The following is a 16,071-nucleotide window of genomic DNA, read 5'->3' on the forward strand; positions in this document are numbered from 1 at the left end:
TGTCCCAACGCCCCCACGGAAGAGTGATTCCTCCGGCGGTGCCCGCGGCCGCGGCTACCGCTACGCGTCGCCGCCCGCAGCGCCCGGGTCGGCGGCCGAGACGTCCAGCAGCCGGTACCGGTCGATGGCCTGCTTCAGCGCCGACCGGTCGATCTTCCCCTCCCGGGCCAGCTCGGTGAGCGTCGCCAGGACGATCGACTGGGCGTCGATGTGGAAGAAGCGCCGCGCCGCACCGCGCGTGTCGGCGAAGCCGAACCCGTCCGCGCCCAGCGAGGTGTACGTACCCGGCACCCAGCGCGCGATCTGGTCCGGCACCGCGCGCATCCAGTCCGAGACCGCCACGAACGGCCCCTCCGCGCCCGACAGCTTCCGGGTCACGTACGGGACGCGCTGCTCCTCCTCCGGGTGGAGCAGGTTGTGCTCCTCCACCTCGACGGCCTCGCGGCGCAGCTCGTTCCAGGAGGTCGCCGACCAGACGTCCGCCCGTACGTTCCACTCCTCCGCCAGGATCCGCTGCGCCTCCAGCGCCCACGGCACCGCCACGCCCGAGGCCATGAGCTGGGCCCCGATGGCGCCCGAGGTGCCCTGCGAGACGCGGTGGATGCCCTTGAGGATGCCGTCCACGTCGACGTCCGCCGGCTCGGCCGGGTGCTGGATCGGCTCGTTGTAGACCGTCAGGTAGTAGAAGACGTCCTCGCCGGGCTCGTTCGTCTCGGTCGGGCCGTACATCCGCCGCAGGCCGTCCTTGACGATGTGCGCGATCTCGTAGCCGTAGGCCGGGTCGTACGCCACGCAGCCCGGGTTGGTCGACGCCAGCAGCTGGGAGTGACCGTCGGCGTGCTGGAGGCCCTCACCCGTCAGGGTGGTCCGGCCGGCGGTCGCGCCCAGGACGAAACCGCGCGCCAGCTGGTCGGCCATCTGCCAGAACTGGTCACCCGTGCGCTGGAAACCGAACATCGAGTAGAAGACGTAGACCGGGATCAGCGGCTCGCCGTGCGTCGCGTACGCCGAACCCGCGGCGATCAGCGAGGCCGTGCAGCCGGCCTCCGAGATGCCGTCGTGCAGCATCTGGCCGGTCGGGGACTCCTTGTACGCCAGGAGCAGGTCGCGGTCGACCGCCTCGTACTGCTGGCCCAGCGGGTTGTAGATCTTGGCGCTCGGGAAGAAGGCGTCCATACCGAAGGTGCGGTACTCGTCGGGCGCGATCAGCACGAAGCGCTTGCCGATCTCCTTGTCCCGCATCAGGTCCTTCAGGATGCGGACGAACGCCATCGTCGTGGCGATCGACTGCTGGCCCGAGCCCTTCTTGGCGGCCGCGTACGCCTTGTCGTCCGGCAGGGCCAGGGGCTTGGCGCGCACCACGCGGGTGGGCACGTACCCGCCGTGGGCGCTGCGCTGGTCGTGCATGTACTGGATCTCGGGCGAGTTGCGGCCCGGGTGGTAGTACGGCGGGGCGCCGTTCTCCAGCTGGGCGTCGGTGATCGGGATGTGCAGGCGGTCGCGGAAGCGCTTGAGGTCGTCGACCGTCAGCTTCTTCATCTGGTGCGTGGCGTTGCGGCCCTCGAAGTTCGGGCCGAGGGTCCAGCCCTTGACCGTCTGCGCCAGGATCACCGTCGGCTGGCCCTTGTGGGCCTTGGCCGCCGCGTACGCCGCGTAGACCTTCTTGTGGTCGTGGCCGCCGCGGCCCAGGTGCTGGATCTGCCGGTCGGTCATGTTCTCGACCATCGCGCGCAGCCGCTGGTCGCCGCCGAAGAAGTGCTCGCGGATGTACGCGCCCGACTCGGTGGCGTACGTCTGGAACTGTCCGTCGGGGGTGGAGTTCATTTTGTTGACCAGGATGCCGTCGCGGTCCTGGGCCAGCAGCGGGTCCCAGGAACGGTCCCAGATCAGCTTGATGACGTTCCAGCCGGCGCCGCGGAAGATCGACTCCAGCTCCTGGATGATCTTGCCGTTGCCGCGCACGGGGCCGTCGAGGCGCTGGAGGTTGCAGTTGACGACGAAGGTCAGGTTGTCCAGGCCCTCGCGGGCGGCCAGGGAGAGCTGGCCGAGCGACTCCGGCTCGTCCATCTCGCCGTCGCCGAGATAGGCCCAGACGTGGGACTTGGAGGTGTCGGCGATGCCGCGCGCCTCCATGTACCGGTTCATCCGGGCCTGGTAGATCGCGCCGAGCGGGCCGAGGCCCATCGAGACGGTCGGGAACTCCCAGAAGTCGGGCATCAGCCGCGGGTGCGGGTAGCTCGACAGGCCGTACGGGGCCTTCGACTTCTCCTGGCGGAACGCGTCGAGCTGCTGCTCGGTGAGGCGGTCCAGCAGGTAGGCGCGGGCGTAGATGCCGGGGGAGGCGTGGCCCTGGAAGAAGATCTGGTCGCCGCCGTCGCCCTCGTCCTTGCCCCGGAAGAAGTGGTTGAAGCCCACGTCGTAGAGGGAGGCGGAGGAGGCGAAGGTGGCGATGTGGCCGCCCACGCCGATCCCGGGGCGCTGGGCGCGCGAGACCATGACGGCCGCGTTCCAGCGGGTGGCGTTGAGGACCTTGCGCTCGATCTCCTCGTTGCCCGGGAAGAAGGGCTCGTCCTTCGTGGCGATCGTGTTGACGTAGTCCGTGGAGCGCATCTCGGGGACGGCCACGCGCCTCTCGCGGGCCCGCTCGATCAGTCGCAGCATCAGGTAGCGGGCGCGCTCGCGGCCCCGCTCGTCGACGGCCGCGTCCAGGGAGTCGAGCCACTCCCTGGTCTCCTCCGGGTCGAAGTCCGGGACCTGGCTCGGCAGGCCGCCAATGATGATCGGATTGCGATCGGATGCGGAAGCCACGCTGTTCCTTCGCTGTCAGGGGAGTCGTGCCTTGGGTCGCCGCCTCCCATGGTCTTACGCCCGGCCGGAATCTTCACCTCTACCACTGGGTAACACCTGGAGCGGGGAAGGAGCGCCTGGCGGGCCGTGCCGGTCCAGGACGCGGCGGGGCCAAATCGCAACCTTACGCCCAGGGCGATCACCGGGTTCGGAAGGCCGTTCGTCCCTCAAACAGGTAAGAAAGTCCTCATGCGATGCCGAATGGCCCGGAATGGTGTGGGATGAATCACCGGGGCTCCCCTCGGGAAGCCTGAAACGTACGGCAAAGTTGCGGCGAGACGGCCGCAATCGTCACCGTTTCGACGGTCTCGGCGGCCGGGTACTTGCGCGATCCGCCGCGCCCGTGTGGACTACGCCCAATGCTGCGCGTACGCGCGCCGCCGAAAGACATTCACCGAACATGAGCAGGAGGCACCCCGTGAGCGCGACCGCGGACCACGCGGAGAACCTGGCCGCCCGGCTGGGTTTCCAGTCCGAACAGGTGGTCCAGGAGATCGGCTACGACGAGGACGTCGATCAGGATTTCCGGGAAACCGTCGAGGCACTCGTCAGTGAGCTCGCCGACGAGGACTACGACGACGTCGCCGACGCCGTGCTGCTGTGGTTCCGCGACGAGGACGGCGATCTGACGGACGCCCTGGTCGACGCGACCGAGCTGGTCGAGGACGGCGCACTGATCCTGCTGCTGACCCCCAAGACGGGCCGCGACGGCTACGTCGAGGCCAGCGACATCAGCGAGGCCGCGGAGACCGCCGGCCTCTCGCTGGCCAAGGGCCTGCCCGTCGGCAAGGAGTGGACCTCCACCAAGCTGGTGACGCCGAAGGCCGCCAAGTCCAAGAAGTAAGGCGCGCCCCGCAGCCGAGCGGACGCACACCCCGCCGACCCGGATCCTTCCGGAGCGGCGGGGTGTGCGCGTTCCGGGCCCTCCGGAGCTCCTCCGGTCCCTTCCGGCACCCGCCGCGCGCGCCACGGCCCCGCCGGCGGCCCGATCCGGGGCGGCCACCCTTAGGGTGGGTCTCACCCGAACGGCCCCGTGCGGGACGGCAGGAACGAAGGGATGCGAGAGATGGCGATCGAGGTCGGACAGAAGGCCCCGGACTTCGAGCTCAAGGACAACCACGGCGCCACCGTGCGGCTCTCCGACTTCCGGGGGGAGAAGGCCGTCGTGCTGCTCTTCTACCCGTTCGCCTTCACCGGCGTGTGCACCGGCGAGCTGTGCGAGCTGCGCGACCAGCTGCCCCGCTTCCAGAACGACGACGTCCAGCTGCTGGCCGTCTCCAACGACTCCGTGCCGACCCTGCGCGTCTTCGCCGAGCAGGAGGGCCTGGAGTACCCGCTGCTGTCCGACTTCTGGCCGCACGGTGAGACCTCGCGCGCCTACGGCGTCTTCGACGAGGAGAAGGGCTGCGCGGTCCGCGGCACCTTCGTCATCGACAAGGACGGCGTCGTCCGCTGGACCGTCGTCAACGGCCTGCCCGACGCGCGTGACCTGAACGAGTACATCAAGGCCCTCGACAGCCTCTGAGGACTTGCCGACGGGTATCGAACGAAAACCGCCTGCGGGCGGGAACCCGTCACTAGGATCCAACCGTTGATCCGGTAGCAACGCACGCGGGGCACCGCCCCACACACATACATGGAGGACTCGTGGGAGTCAGCCTCAGCAAGGGCGGCAACGTCTCGCTGACCAAGGCCGCGCCCAACCTGACGGCGGTCATCGTCGGTCTGGGCTGGGACGCCCGCACCACCACCGGTGTGGACTTCGACCTCGACGCCAGCGCGATCCTGACCAACGACCAGGGCAAGGTCGCCACCGACTCGAACTTCGTGTTCTTCAACAACCTGAAGAGCCCGGACGGCTCGGTCGAGCACACCGGTGACAACCTGACCGGTGAGGGCGAGGGCGACGACGAGGCGATCAAGGTCAACCTCGCCGGCGTCCCGGCGGACGTGGCGAAGATCGTCTTCCCGGTCTCCATCTACGAGGCCGAGAGCCGCCAGCAGAGCTTCGGCCAGGTCCGCAACGCCTACATCCGCGTGGTGAACCAGGCCGACAACAGCGAGCTCGCCCGCTACGACCTCTCCGAGGACGCCTCCACCGAGACCGCCATGGTCTTCGGTGAGCTCTACCGCAACGGCGCGGAGTGGAAGTTCCGCGCCATCGGCCAGGGCTACGCCTCGGGTCTGCGCGGCATCGCGCAGGACTTCGGCGTCAACGTCTGAGCCTGAGCCGAAGCGAGTTCGTCCGTCCGGCGCCGTGCACCTCTGTGTACGGCGCCGGATCGGCTTTGCCACCATGGAGGCGGGTGGCCCGGCCACCATCACCACGCACCACGTCGTTCGGGGAGGACCACATCATGGGCGTCACACTCGCCAAGGGGGGCAACGTCTCCCTCTCCAAGCAGGCACCGAACCTCACCCGGGTTCTGATCGGGCTCGGATGGGACGCGCGCTCGACCACGGGGGCCGACTTCGACCTCGACGCCAGCGCGCTGCTGTGCCGCGACGGCCGGGTGCTCGGCGACCAGTACTTCGTCTTCTACAACAACCTGAAGAGCCCCGAGGGCTCCGTCGAACACACCGGCGACAACCTCACCGGCGAGGGTGAGGGCGACGACGAGTCGATCATCATCGACCTCACCAAGGTCCCGGCCCAGGTCGACAAGATCGTCTTCCCGGTCTCCATCCACGAGGCGGACAGCCGCCGGCAGAGCTTCGGCCAGGTCAGCAATGCCTTCATCCGTGTGGTGAACATGGCGGACGACCAGGAACTGGCCCGCTACGACCTGACCGAGGACGCCTCCAGCGAGACGGCGATGATCTTCGGCGAGGTCTACCGGTACGGGGGCGAATGGAAGTTCCGTGCGGTGGGCCAGGGGTACGCGTCGGGCCTGCGGGGCATCGCTCTAGACTTCGGGGTCAACGTTTCGTAAAGCCGTACAAGACGATGGGGTGCCAGTGGTTCTCAAAACCTTCGGCTGGTCGTTCGCAGTCACTGCGCTCGGTCTGGTCGCAGCGGTGTTCTACGGGGGGTGGACCGCTTTTGGGATCGTGGCGATCCTGTCGATCCTCGAAATCTCGCTGTCCTTCGACAACGCGGTGGTCAACGCCGGAATCCTGAAGAAGATGAATGCCTTCTGGCAGAAGATCTTCCTCACGGTCGGCGTGCTCATCGCCGTGTTCGGCATGCGCCTGGTCTTCCCCGTCGTCATCGTGGCGATCAGCGCCAAGATCGGGCCGATCGACGCGGTCGATCTCGCGATGACCGACAAGGAGATGTACAAGCAGCTGGTCACGGACGCCCACCCGTCCATCGCCGCCTTCGGTGGCATGTTCCTGCTGATGATCTTCCTCGACTTCATCTTCGAGGACCGCGACATCAAGTGGCTCGCCTGGCTGGAGCGCCCGCTCGCCAAGCTCGGCAAGATCGACATGCTGTCCGCGTGCATCGCGCTGATCGTCCTGGTCATCACCTCGATGACCTTCGCCACCCAGGCCCACCAGCACGGCGGCGCCCACGTGGACAAGGCGCAGACCGTCCTGGTCTCCGGCATCCTCGGCCTGATCACCTACATGATCGTCGGCGGTCTCTCCGGCTACTTCGAGAACAAGCTGGAGGAAGAGGAGGAGGCCGAGCACGAGGCGGAGGAAGCCGCCAAGAAGAGCGGCAAGCCCGTCTCGGCCGTCGCGATGGCCGGCAAGGCCGCGTTCTTCATGTTCCTCTACCTCGAGGTCCTCGACGCGTCCTTCTCCTTCGACGGGGTCATCGGCGCCTTCGCCATCACCAACGACATCGTGCTCATGGCCCTGGGCCTCGGCATCGGTGCCATGTACGTCCGGTCGCTGACGGTCTACCTGGTCCGCCAGGGCACCCTCGACGACTACGTCTACCTGGAGCACGGCGCGCACTACGCCATCGGCGCCCTCGCCGTGATCCTGCTCGTCACCATCCAGTACGAGATCAACGAGGTCATCACCGGCCTCGTCGGCGTCGTCCTGATCGCCTGGTCCTTCTGGTCCTCCGTCCGCCGCAACAAGCGGCTGGAGGCCGAGGGCGGCGACGGGGAGCCCGCGGAGGTCGGCGCCGGGGTGTGACCCGGCCCTGATTGCGGAACGCTCCTTGAGGAGCCGTCTCTTCTTCGGCGGGGCGGCCGCGCGGATCCCACGGGACCGTGTGGCCGCCCCGCGGCATATCCGCGGCTCGTCCGCGCACGGACCGACCAGGGGGGTTGGGGCACATGGGGTTCTTCGACGGGTTCTTCGACGGGATCAGGGGCGCCCGCGCGATGCGGTTCGACTCGGGCAACGCCTCGTCGAACGCCATCGAGCTGACCAAGAGGCAGCCGACGGTCTCGCTCACCAAACAGCAGGCCGTCCACGGCAACCTCCGGGTGAACCTCTCCTGGCGGATGCGCACCTCGGACATCGGCGGCCGCTCCGGCCAGAGCGGGCAGCTCTTCCGCCACCCGTTCAAGCTGTTCAAGCCCGACATGGTGCAGGCCCACACCCAGGGCATGGTCAACGTCGACCTCGACATGGGCTGTCTGTACGAGCTGACGGACGGCACGCGCGGCGCCGTCCAGCCGCTGGGCAACCTGCTCGGCGACCTCAACGACCCGCCGTACGTGAAGCTCAGCGGGGACGACCGGTTCGGCTCCCCGTCCGGGGAGACCCTCTACGTCAACCTCGACCACGCCGACGAGATCAAGCGGCTGCTGGTCTTCGTCTACATCTACGACCAGACCCCGGCCTTCGACCGTACGCACGCCCTGGTGACCCTCTTCCCGACCGCCGGCCCGAGGATCGAGATCCCGCTGGAGGAGCGCCACCCGCAGGCCCGCTCCTGCGCCGTGGTCTCCCTGCAGAACGTCAAGGGGGAACTGGTCGTCCGCCGCGAGGTGAAGTTCGTGTACGGGTTCCAGGCCGAGCTCGACCGGCTGTACGGCTGGGGGCTCCAGTGGGGGCGGGGCTACAAGACCAAGGCCTGAGCCCCGCCCGGGCCGTCAGCGGCGGATGAACTGCGGGCCCTGCACCGGCAGCCGGAACGACGGGTCCCCGCCCGGCGCGGGCACGGGTACGGGGGAGACCTGCTGGGGGTAGCCGTACGCGGGCTGCACGGGGGGCGGGGCCTGCGTGACGGGGGCCGGGGCCGGGACCGGCGGGCGCATGGCGGCGGTCCGGTCGTCACCGGGCGCGGCGGACGGCGCGGCGGCGGCCTCACCGGCCCCGGCCGCGGCGTTCTCGTCGACCGAGATCCCGTGGTCCGTCGCCAGACCCACCAGGCCGTCGGAGTAGCCCTCGCCCAGGGCGCGGAACTTCCACCCCTCGCCCCGGCGGTACAGCTCGCCGCACATCAGCGCCGTCTCGGCGCCCGTCTCCGGACGCACGTCGAAGTGGGCCAGCGGCTCTCCCCCCGCACCGGGGGAGGCGTCGTACAGCTGGATCCGCAGGTCGTGGACCCGGCGGAAGGGAACGTCCTCGGCGGAGGCCACCACCAGGATCCGGTCCACGACCGCGGGCACGGCCCGCAGGTCCGCCTGGACGGCGTCGGTGACCTCGTCGCCGGCCTGCTTCTTGCCCAGGCGCCAGACGGACCCGGAGGGGTGGCGGGGCTGGTTGTAGAACACGAAGTCCTCGTCCGAGCGCACGCGCCCGTCCGCCCCCACGAGCAGCGCGGAGGCGTCCACGTCCGGCACCTCGGGCCCGGTGGTCCAGCGCAGCACCGCCCGGACCGCCGTGGCGGCCACCGGGATGTTCGAGCCCTTCTGCATCGCGTGCGTCATGCCGGTCATCCTGCCCTCCCGGGCGGTGCGGGAACAATGCGGCCCCCCGTAGGGCCTTGTCCCCGACCGGTCGGCTGGGCATTGTGCGAGAGGGTTACCGGAACTTCATGTGCTTGAGGAACTCTTGACTCACGTTCGTACGTACTATTACCGGCCACGCCAGTCGGGCCGCCGAGGCAGTACGGGGGAAGCACATGCGTCACTTCGGGCACATTTCGCCCACGGTCAGTGAGGGACTCTTCCACCAGGAGCCCGCCGACTTCACCCTGGCCTCCCCCGCCCGCACCCTCGCCGCCGCGCTCGGGGCCACCCTCTACAGCCCGGCCACCCGCCCGCGCCTGGCCGCCGACATCCGCAAGCAGGCCGGCCGCGGCGTCGTCTCGATGGTCCTCTGCCTGGAGGATTCGATCAGCGACGCCGACGTCGTGGACGGCGAGGAGAACCTCGTCCGGCAGTTCGCCCAGCTCGACGCCGAGGGCCCCGACGCCGGGGAGCTCCCGCTCCTCTTCATCCGCGTCCGCACCCCCGAGCAGATACCCGACCTCGTACGCCGCCTCGGCGCCTCCGCGCGGAACCTGGCCGGATTCGTACTTCCCAAGTTCACCGAGAGCCGGGGCGCCGCCTTCCTCGACGCAGTGGCCCACACCGAGGCCGTCAGCGGCCTGCCCCGGCTGTACGCGATGCCGGTCCTGGAGACCCCCGACCTCCTCCACCTCGAAACCCGCGTCGAGGCCCTCGCCGGCATCTCGCGCACCGTCGGCCGCCACCGCGAGCGGGTCCTGGCCCTGCGCCTGGGCGTCACCGACTTCTGCTCCGTCTACGGGCTGCGCCGCACCCCCGACATGACCGCGTACGACGTCCAGATCGTGGCCGGCGTCATCGCCGACGTGGTCAACGTCCTCAGCCGCGCCGACGGCACCGGCTTCACCGTCACCGGCCCCGTCTGGGAGTACTTCCGCAGCCAGCAGCGCCTCTTCAAGCCGCAGCTGCGCCGCAGCCCCTTCCTGGAGGAGGGCGTCGAGGAGCTGCGCACCGCGCTGATCGAGCACGACCTGGACGGGCTGCTGCGCGAGGTCGAGCTGGACCGGGCCAACGGGCTGCTGGGCAAGACCTGCATCCACCCCGCCCACGTCACGCCGGTGCACGCGCTGTCGGTCGTCTCCCACGAGGAGTTCAGTGACGCCCAGGACATCCTGCGGCCCGAACGCGACGGCGGCGGAGTGATGCGTTCCGCCTACACGAACAAGATGAACGAGGTGAAGCCCCACCGGGCCTGGGCCGAGCGCACCATGCTGCGCGCCGAGGTCTTCGGTGTGGCGAAGGAGGAGGTCGGCTTCGTCGACCTCCTGACGGCCGGGCTCCAGCTGTGAGCGGGCCGCCGCAGCCGACGACGAGGATGACGATGAAGGGCAAGACGATCGACACGGTGTGGCCGGGCACCTGGGTGGCCGAGCGGCTGGGCGTACGCCTGGAGGACGCGCGGGGACCGCGCGGCGCGGTGAGCCTGACGGAGCTCCTCGGACTGGCCCTGCGGCGCAACCCCAAGCGCGCGCACCTGCTGGTCTCGCAGGTGCTGGGCAAGCACGTGCCGCAGTCGCCCGCGACCGTGTACGCCGCCGGGCACGGGCTCGGCGAACGGGTCCGGGAGCTGCTCGGTGACCGCGCCGCCTCCGCCGTGGTCCTCGGCTACGCCGAGACCGCCACCGGGCTCGGCCACTGCGTGGCCGACGGCCTGGGTGCGGCCCCCTACCTGCACTCCACGCGCCGCCCGGTGCCGGGGATGCGGCCCGCCGGCGGGTTCGAGGAGGCGCACTCGCACGCCACCTCGCACCTGCTGCTGCCCGAGGACCCCCGGCTGCTGGCGGGGGAGGGGCCGCTGGTCCTCGTCGACGACGAGTTCTCCACCGGCAACACGGTCCTGAACACCATCCGCGATCTGCACGCCCGCCACCCGCGCGGCCACTACGTGGTCGTCGCCCTGGCCGACATGCGCTCGGCCGCCGACCGGGACCGGCTCGCGGCCTTCGCCGCCGAGCTGGGCGCCCGCGTGGACCTGATCGCCCTGGCCTCGGGCACGGTCTCCCTGCCGGAGGGCGTCCTGGCGAAGGGGCAGGCCCTGGTGGAGGAGTACGAGTCGTCGTCCCGGGACACGGGCGGGGCGGCCGGAGCCGTCTCCGTGCCGGTCCCCGCCGGGCCGGACGCGGGCGGCGGGCCGTCGGCCGCCGGATGCCCGGCCGGGCCCGCCGCCGTGCCGTACGCGCGGGTCGCCCTGGAGTGGCCCGCCGGGCTGCCCGACGGGGGACGGCACGGGTTCACCGCCGGCCACCGGGCGGCGCTGGAGTCCGCGCTGCCCCGGCTCGCCGGGCAGGTGGCGGCCGCGCTGGGCGAGGGGCCCGGGCGGGTCCTCGTACTCGGCAACGAGGAGCTGATGTACCTGCCGCTGCGCCTCGCGGCGGCCCTGGAGGAGCGCGGGGCGGCCGCCGAGGTGCGGTTCTCCTCGACGACCCGCTCGCCCGTCCTCGCCGTGGACGACCCCGGCTACGCCATCCGCACCCGCCTGGTCTTCCCCGCCCACGACGCCCCGGCCGACGGTCCCGGCGACCGTTACGCCTACAACGTGGCGGGCGGCGGCTTCGACGCGGTCGTCGCGGTCGTGGACTCCGCCGGGGACACCCCCGAGCTCCACTCCGGACTGCTCGCCGCCCTGGCCCCGCACACCGGCCGAGTCGTACTGACCGTGGTCCCGTCGTACGTCCCGGACGAAACCACCGCGCACGCCCCGGGCCGTCCCGACGCGCACGCGTGCGGCATACCCGAGACCCCCCACCGGCAGGAGCCGACCATGCCCGAGCCCCTGCGCGGGCCCGCCTTCTCCTCCTACGCGCCCGAGGACGTCGGCTGGCTGCTCCAGGACCTCTCCGCCGTCGAGCTGGAGGCCCCGACCGAGGAGCGCGAGGAGGCCATCCAGGCCGGCGGCGCCCACTACGCCGAGTCCCTGCCCGTCGAGTACCAGCCCTCCGAGCGCTACCAGGCCCTCTACCAGGACGCCCTGACCGCCTCGGCGGCCCGCGTCGCCCGCGCGGTCGGCACCGTCACCGAGACCGTCCTCGCCGAGCGGTCGCCCTCCCCGGTCCTCGTCTCCCTGGCCCGCGCCGGAACCCCGGTCGGCGTGCTGATGCGCCGCTGGGCCGCCGCCCGGCACGGCCTGGACCTGCCGCACTACGCCGTCTCCATCGTGCGCGGCCGCGGCATCGACGCCAACGCCCTCCGCTGGCTCGCCGCCCACCACGACCCGGCCGACGTGGTGTTCGTGGACGGCTGGACCGGCAAGGGCGCCATCACGCGCGAGCTGCGCGAGGCCCTGGCCGCGTTCCCGGGCTTCAACCCGGAGATCGTCGTCCTCGCCGACCCCGGCGCCTGCGTGGACACGTACGGCACCCGCGAGGACTTCCTCATCCCCTCCGCCTGCCTGAACTCCACCGTCTCCGGACTCGTCTCGCGCACGGTCCTGCGCTCCGACCTGGTCGGCCCCGACGACTTCCACGGCGCCAAGTTCTACCGCGAGCTCGCCGGCGCCGACGTCTCGACCGCCTTCGTGGACGCCGTCGCCGCCCGCTTCGACGAGGTCGCCGACGCCGTCGACGCCGAGGTCAAGGAGCTGCTCGCCGCCGACCGCACCCCGACCTGGGTCGGCTGGGCGGCGGTCGAGCGGATCAGCGAGGAGTACGGCATCCACGACGTCAACCTGGTCAAGCCGGGCGTCGGCGAGACCACCCGGGTGCTGCTGCGCCGCGTGCCGTGGAAGATCCTGGCCCGGCGGGGCGCCGGCCCCGACCTGGACCACGTACGCCTGCTCGCCGGACAGCGCGGCGTGCCCGTCGAGGAGGTCGACGACCTCCCGTACAGCTGTGTAGGACTCATCCACCCCCGCTTCACGCGCGGCGCCACCGGCGCCGACGGAAAGGCAGTGGCCGCCAAGTGACCCGCCAAGGAAACGTCCTCGTCGCCAGTGACCTCGACCGTACGCTCATCTACTCGTCGGCCGCCCTCGGCCTGACCATGCCCGACCAGCAGGCCCCCCGGCTGCTGTGCGTCGAGGTGCACGAGGGCAAGCCGCTGTCCTTCATGACGGAGACGGCGGCGGCCCTGCTGGCCGGGCTCGCCGCCGACCCGGCCGCGGTCTTCGTCCCGACCACCACCCGCACGCGCAAGCAGTACCAGCGGATCCGCTTCCCCGGCCCCCCGGCCCCGTACGCGATCTGCGCCAACGGCGGCCAACTGCTGGTGGACGGGGTCCCCGACCGGGACTGGCGGCGCGCGGTGGCCGCACGGCTCGCGGCCGAGTGCGCCCCGCTGGAGGAGGTCCACCGGCACCTGCTCGCCGTGTCCGACCCGCAGTGGCTGCGCAAGACGCGGATCGCCGAGGACCTCTTCGCCTACCTGGTCGTCGAACGGGCCCTGGTCCCCGAAGAGTGGCTCAAGGCCCTCACCCGGTGGGCGGAGGAGCGGGGCTGGACCGTCTCGCTCCAGGGCCGCAAGATCTACGCCGTCCCCCGCCCGCTGACCAAGAGCGCCGCCGTGCGCGAGGTCGCCCGCCGCACGGGCGCCACCACCACCCTCGCCGCGGGCGACTCGCTGCTCGACGCGGACCTGCTGCTCGCCGCCGACCGGGCCTGGCGGCCGGGCCACGGCGAACTGGCCGACGCCGGCTGGACCGCGCCGACGGTGACCGCCCTGCACGAGGCCGGCGTACTCGCCGGTGAGGAGATCGTCCGCTGCTTCGGGCAGGCGGTTGCGACACTGACCGCATGACCAAGGGCAACAGCACCAAGATCACCGACGAGCTCTACCGCTACGTCCTCGCGCACAACCCCCCGCTGGACGAGTTCCAGCGGGGGCTGGTCGCCGTCACCTGGGAGAAGTTCCCCGACTCCGCCGGCATGCAGTCGGCGGAGGAGCAGGGCCCGCTGCTGGCCTTCCTGGTCCGGCTGACGGGCGCGAGGCACATCGTGGAGGTCGGCACCTTCACCGGCTTCTCCGCCCTGTCCATGGCCCAGGCCCTGCCGGCCGACGGCCGCCTCATCGCCTGCGACGTCTCGGAGGAGTGGACCGCGTACGGCCGCGCGGCGTGGGAGGCGGCGGGCGTCGCCGACCGCATCGACCTGCGCATCGCCCCCGCCCTCGACACGCTGCGCGCGATGCCGCAGGAGCCGCACGTCGACCTGGCCTACGTCGACGCGGACAAGCAGAACCAGATCCTCTACTGGGAGGAGCTCGTCCCGAGGATGCGCCCGGGCGGGCTGATCGTCACGGACAACACCCTCTTCCACGGGACGGTCCTGGACGAGTCGCCCGAGAGCCGCGGTGCGGCCGTCCGCGCGTTCAACGACCACGTCATGGCCGACACCCGCATGGACTCCGTCCTGCTGGCCGTCTCGGACGGCCTCACGCTCTCACGCAAGCGATAGGCCCCCAAGGAGGCGGCTCAGCAGCAGCCGCCCCCACCGCAGCAGCCCCCGCCGGAGGGCGCGGGGGCGCTGCTGGTCCCGCCGACCGCGACGGCGGACAGCAGCTTGACGGTATCGCCGTGCCCGGCGGGGCAGTCGGCGGGGGCGGACGACTCGGCCATGGGACGGCTGACCTCAAAGGTGTCGTCGCAGGTCCGGCAGCGGTATTCGTAACGAGGCATGGTGCCAAGAGTAGGCTTCCGAGGCCTCGGAGCGGTATCGGCCCGGCTGCTTGACCGCCGTCACTGCCCAACGGCACCGAGATAGCCGCGGACCTGCCGGTACCGCGGCGAAGCGGGATCCTCCAGGGCCGCAGCGGTCTTCGAACCGCTGTCCTTGATCCCGCCGGCGAGCGACAGCATGGGGGCTCCGGTGCGCGCGCTGGTCGTGGCCTTGCCGACGCTCCCGTCCCACAGCTTGGGGTCGCGCTCCCAGCTGATGTCGGACAGCAGCGCGAGCAGCTGGTCGATGCTGCGCCGGGGCTCGCCGGCCCACGGCATGGACCGGTGGACGACGGCACCGAGCGCCGCCAGCATGGCCGGCGCGGCGATGACCGTGTCGGCGCGCTCGTCGAAGTGCTTCGCGAACGTCCTGAAGAGCAGGGCGGCCGCCTCGGCGATGGCGCTCTGGGCCACTTCCATGGTGCAGCCCGCGGGAAGTTCCGAGAGGGGGCCGCTGGTCTTGTCGAAGCCCGGACGGCCGAACAGGGCCGTGACCACGAAGGCGCGGAGGGACGAAAGGGTCATCCACTCCGGGTCGGTGGCCTTCAGCTGCCGGGGGCGGGTGGAGACCAGCCGTTCCAGCGGGACGTCCCGCCCGGCGGCCGACTCGGGGATCACGACCTGTTCCAGCAGGCCGAACGTGATGTCCGTGGCCAGGTTGCTCGAGTCGGCGGCGAGAGCGACGTTCTTGTTCGGGATGACGCCGAGGAGGTTGCGGTCGTGGAAGATCTGCCGGGCGTCCCGCAGGCCGATGCGGTGGTAGATCTCGACGCTGACCAGCCGGGTGGTGACCTGCGGCTTCACCAGGCCGTAGGCGCCGGGGTCCTCCTGCAGAAGGATGTGGGCGAGGTGCTGGGTCTCCGCGTCGACCAGGATCCCGGTGGCGTCGAACGGCATGTAGGCGAGGAGGTCGTCGCCGAAGGGACTCTTGAACCGGACGATGTCCATGTCCCCGGGGAGCCACAGCGCGAACGGGGGAGTGGCCCAGCGCTCTCCCCGGTCTCCGCGAAGACCGGCCGCGATGTAGCGGGCGTAGTCCTTGGCGTTGGCCTTCTTCTTCGTGCCCTGGATGGTGCGCTGGATCTCGTTGCGGAGCTCCGCCTGCTCCCGCTGGGCGGTGGAAAGGTACTGGAGCGCGCGCGGGACCTCAGCCTGGCGGGGGTCGGGGACGATGCCGAAGAGCTGACCCCAGGGCATGATCGCCAGGTACCTCTGTGACGTGACCTGTTGGATGCGTACGGGGCGCCCGCGGGTCAGGTCGACCTGGTCCACGTACTCCGGGTCTGTGGCAGTGGTGTTCATCGGATTCCTCTCGAACGTGGACCGGTCTGTGACGGAACACGGCCGTCTGAACATGCCGCGGCCGCGGCCCGATGCGGCCGCGTGGAAGTCGGCGCAGGGCTGTGAGATCCGTCTGAACGCGCCGAAGCCGGAGGCGCCGGGCTGGTCCGGGCACTCGGGTGGTCGCGTTTCGAGTGACTGTAGGTGCCGGAGAGGCGGCAAAAGGGCCTGCTGAGGGAATCCCGGGGATTTATATGAATGTTGCCGTCCTCATGCCCCATGAGGACGGCAACATTCATATAAGCATTGCCGACTGGGCTGCGGGACACGACAGTTGGCGGGGTTCACCCCGTCCCCGTGCCGTGGAGGTACCCATGTTTTTCCCCGTCGCCGCCTCGCCGGTGCACCGCGACCGTGCATCGGCCGCACGGG

Annotated in this window: 14 protein-coding genes; 10 read left to right on the forward strand and 4 right to left on the reverse strand. The window is 70.8% G+C overall.

Features of this window, described 5'->3' with window-relative positions:
• Positions 1–60: 60 nt before the first annotated feature.
• The gene (gene aceE / locus ABT403_RS26835; protein ID WP_344155782.1) at positions 61–2,808 is read right to left on the reverse strand and encodes a pyruvate dehydrogenase (acetyl-transferring), homodimeric type; all 2,748 of its coding nucleotides are present in this window, start codon (positions 2,806–2,808) and stop codon (positions 61–63) included.
• A gap of 457 nt (positions 2,809–3,265) precedes the next feature.
• On the opposite strand from aceE, the gene ABT403_RS26840 reads away from it, so the two are divergent.
• The 6 genes from ABT403_RS26840 (at position 3,266) to ABT403_RS26865 (ending at position 7,835) form a co-directional block, all read left to right on the forward strand.
• A complete protein-coding gene (locus ABT403_RS26840; RefSeq protein ID WP_344155780.1) occupies positions 3,266–3,691 on the forward strand; it encodes a DUF3052 domain-containing protein in 426 nt (141 codons plus the stop codon).
• 222 nt (positions 3,692–3,913) lie between these two features.
• Positions 3,914–4,372, forward strand: a complete 459-nt coding sequence (locus ABT403_RS26845) for a peroxiredoxin (RefSeq protein ID WP_344156794.1) — start codon at positions 3,914–3,916, stop codon at positions 4,370–4,372.
• Positions 4,373–4,494: 122 nt separating this feature from the next.
• Positions 4,495–5,070: a TerD family protein gene (locus tag ABT403_RS26850; protein ID WP_042816748.1), complete on the forward strand. Its 576-nt coding sequence runs from the start codon at positions 4,495–4,497 to the stop codon at positions 5,068–5,070.
• Positions 5,071–5,204: 134 nt separating this feature from the next.
• Positions 5,205–5,780 (forward strand): TerD family protein, encoded by a 576-nt coding sequence (locus ABT403_RS26855; protein ID WP_344155774.1) that lies wholly within the window; start codon positions 5,205–5,207, stop codon positions 5,778–5,780.
• Between the two features lie 25 nt (positions 5,781–5,805).
• Positions 5,806–6,942, forward strand: a complete 1,137-nt coding sequence (locus ABT403_RS26860; RefSeq protein WP_344155771.1) for a DUF475 domain-containing protein — start codon at positions 5,806–5,808, stop codon at positions 6,940–6,942.
• 143 nt (positions 6,943–7,085) lie between these two features.
• Entirely contained in the window at positions 7,086–7,835 is a 750-nt protein-coding gene (locus tag ABT403_RS26865) for a TerD family protein (protein WP_344155768.1), read from the forward strand.
• 15 nt (positions 7,836–7,850) lie between these two features.
• On the opposite strand, the gene ABT403_RS26870 is transcribed toward ABT403_RS26865, so the two are convergent.
• Positions 7,851–8,630: a TerD family protein gene (locus ABT403_RS26870; RefSeq protein WP_344156791.1), complete on the reverse strand. Its 780-nt coding sequence runs from the start codon at positions 8,628–8,630 to the stop codon at positions 7,851–7,853.
• Positions 8,631–8,824: 194 nt separating this feature from the next.
• On the opposite strand from ABT403_RS26870, the gene ABT403_RS26875 reads away from it, so the two are divergent.
• The 4 genes from ABT403_RS26875 to ABT403_RS26890 are packed head-to-tail and all read left to right on the forward strand — an operon-like array spanning position 8,825 to position 14,098.
• On the forward strand, positions 8,825–10,000 hold the full coding sequence (locus ABT403_RS26875; protein ID WP_344155765.1) for an HpcH/HpaI aldolase/citrate lyase family protein: 1,176 nt from the start codon (positions 8,825–8,827) through the stop codon (positions 9,998–10,000).
• Positions 10,001–10,026: 26 nt separating this feature from the next.
• Positions 10,027–12,612, forward strand: a complete 2,586-nt coding sequence (locus tag ABT403_RS26880) for a phosphoribosyltransferase (RefSeq protein WP_344155762.1) — start codon at positions 10,027–10,029, stop codon at positions 12,610–12,612.
• Complete coding sequence (locus tag ABT403_RS26885; protein WP_344155759.1) at positions 12,609–13,442, forward strand: HAD family hydrolase; 834 nt, start codon at positions 12,609–12,611, stop codon at positions 13,440–13,442. The genes ABT403_RS26880 and ABT403_RS26885 overlap by 4 nt, the downstream gene beginning before the upstream one ends.
• A complete protein-coding gene (locus ABT403_RS26890; RefSeq protein ID WP_344155756.1) occupies positions 13,439–14,098 on the forward strand; it encodes an O-methyltransferase in 660 nt (219 codons plus the stop codon). The genes ABT403_RS26885 and ABT403_RS26890 overlap by 4 nt, the downstream gene beginning before the upstream one ends.
• A gap of 17 nt (positions 14,099–14,115) precedes the next feature.
• On the opposite strand, the gene ABT403_RS26895 is transcribed toward ABT403_RS26890, so the two are convergent.
• Positions 14,116–14,319, reverse strand: coding sequence for an FmdB family zinc ribbon protein (locus ABT403_RS26895; protein ID WP_344155753.1), 204 nt, complete (start codon positions 14,317–14,319; stop codon positions 14,116–14,118).
• A gap of 60 nt (positions 14,320–14,379) precedes the next feature.
• Complete coding sequence (locus ABT403_RS26900; protein WP_344155750.1) at positions 14,380–15,660, reverse strand: DNA sulfur modification protein DndB; 1,281 nt, start codon at positions 15,658–15,660, stop codon at positions 14,380–14,382.
• Positions 15,661–16,071: the final 411 nt, after the last annotated feature.

This window comes from Streptomyces sp. NPDC000075, from assembly GCF_040301925.1.
GTDB lineage: Bacteria > Actinomycetota > Actinomycetes > Streptomycetales > Streptomycetaceae > Streptomyces > Streptomyces polychromogenes.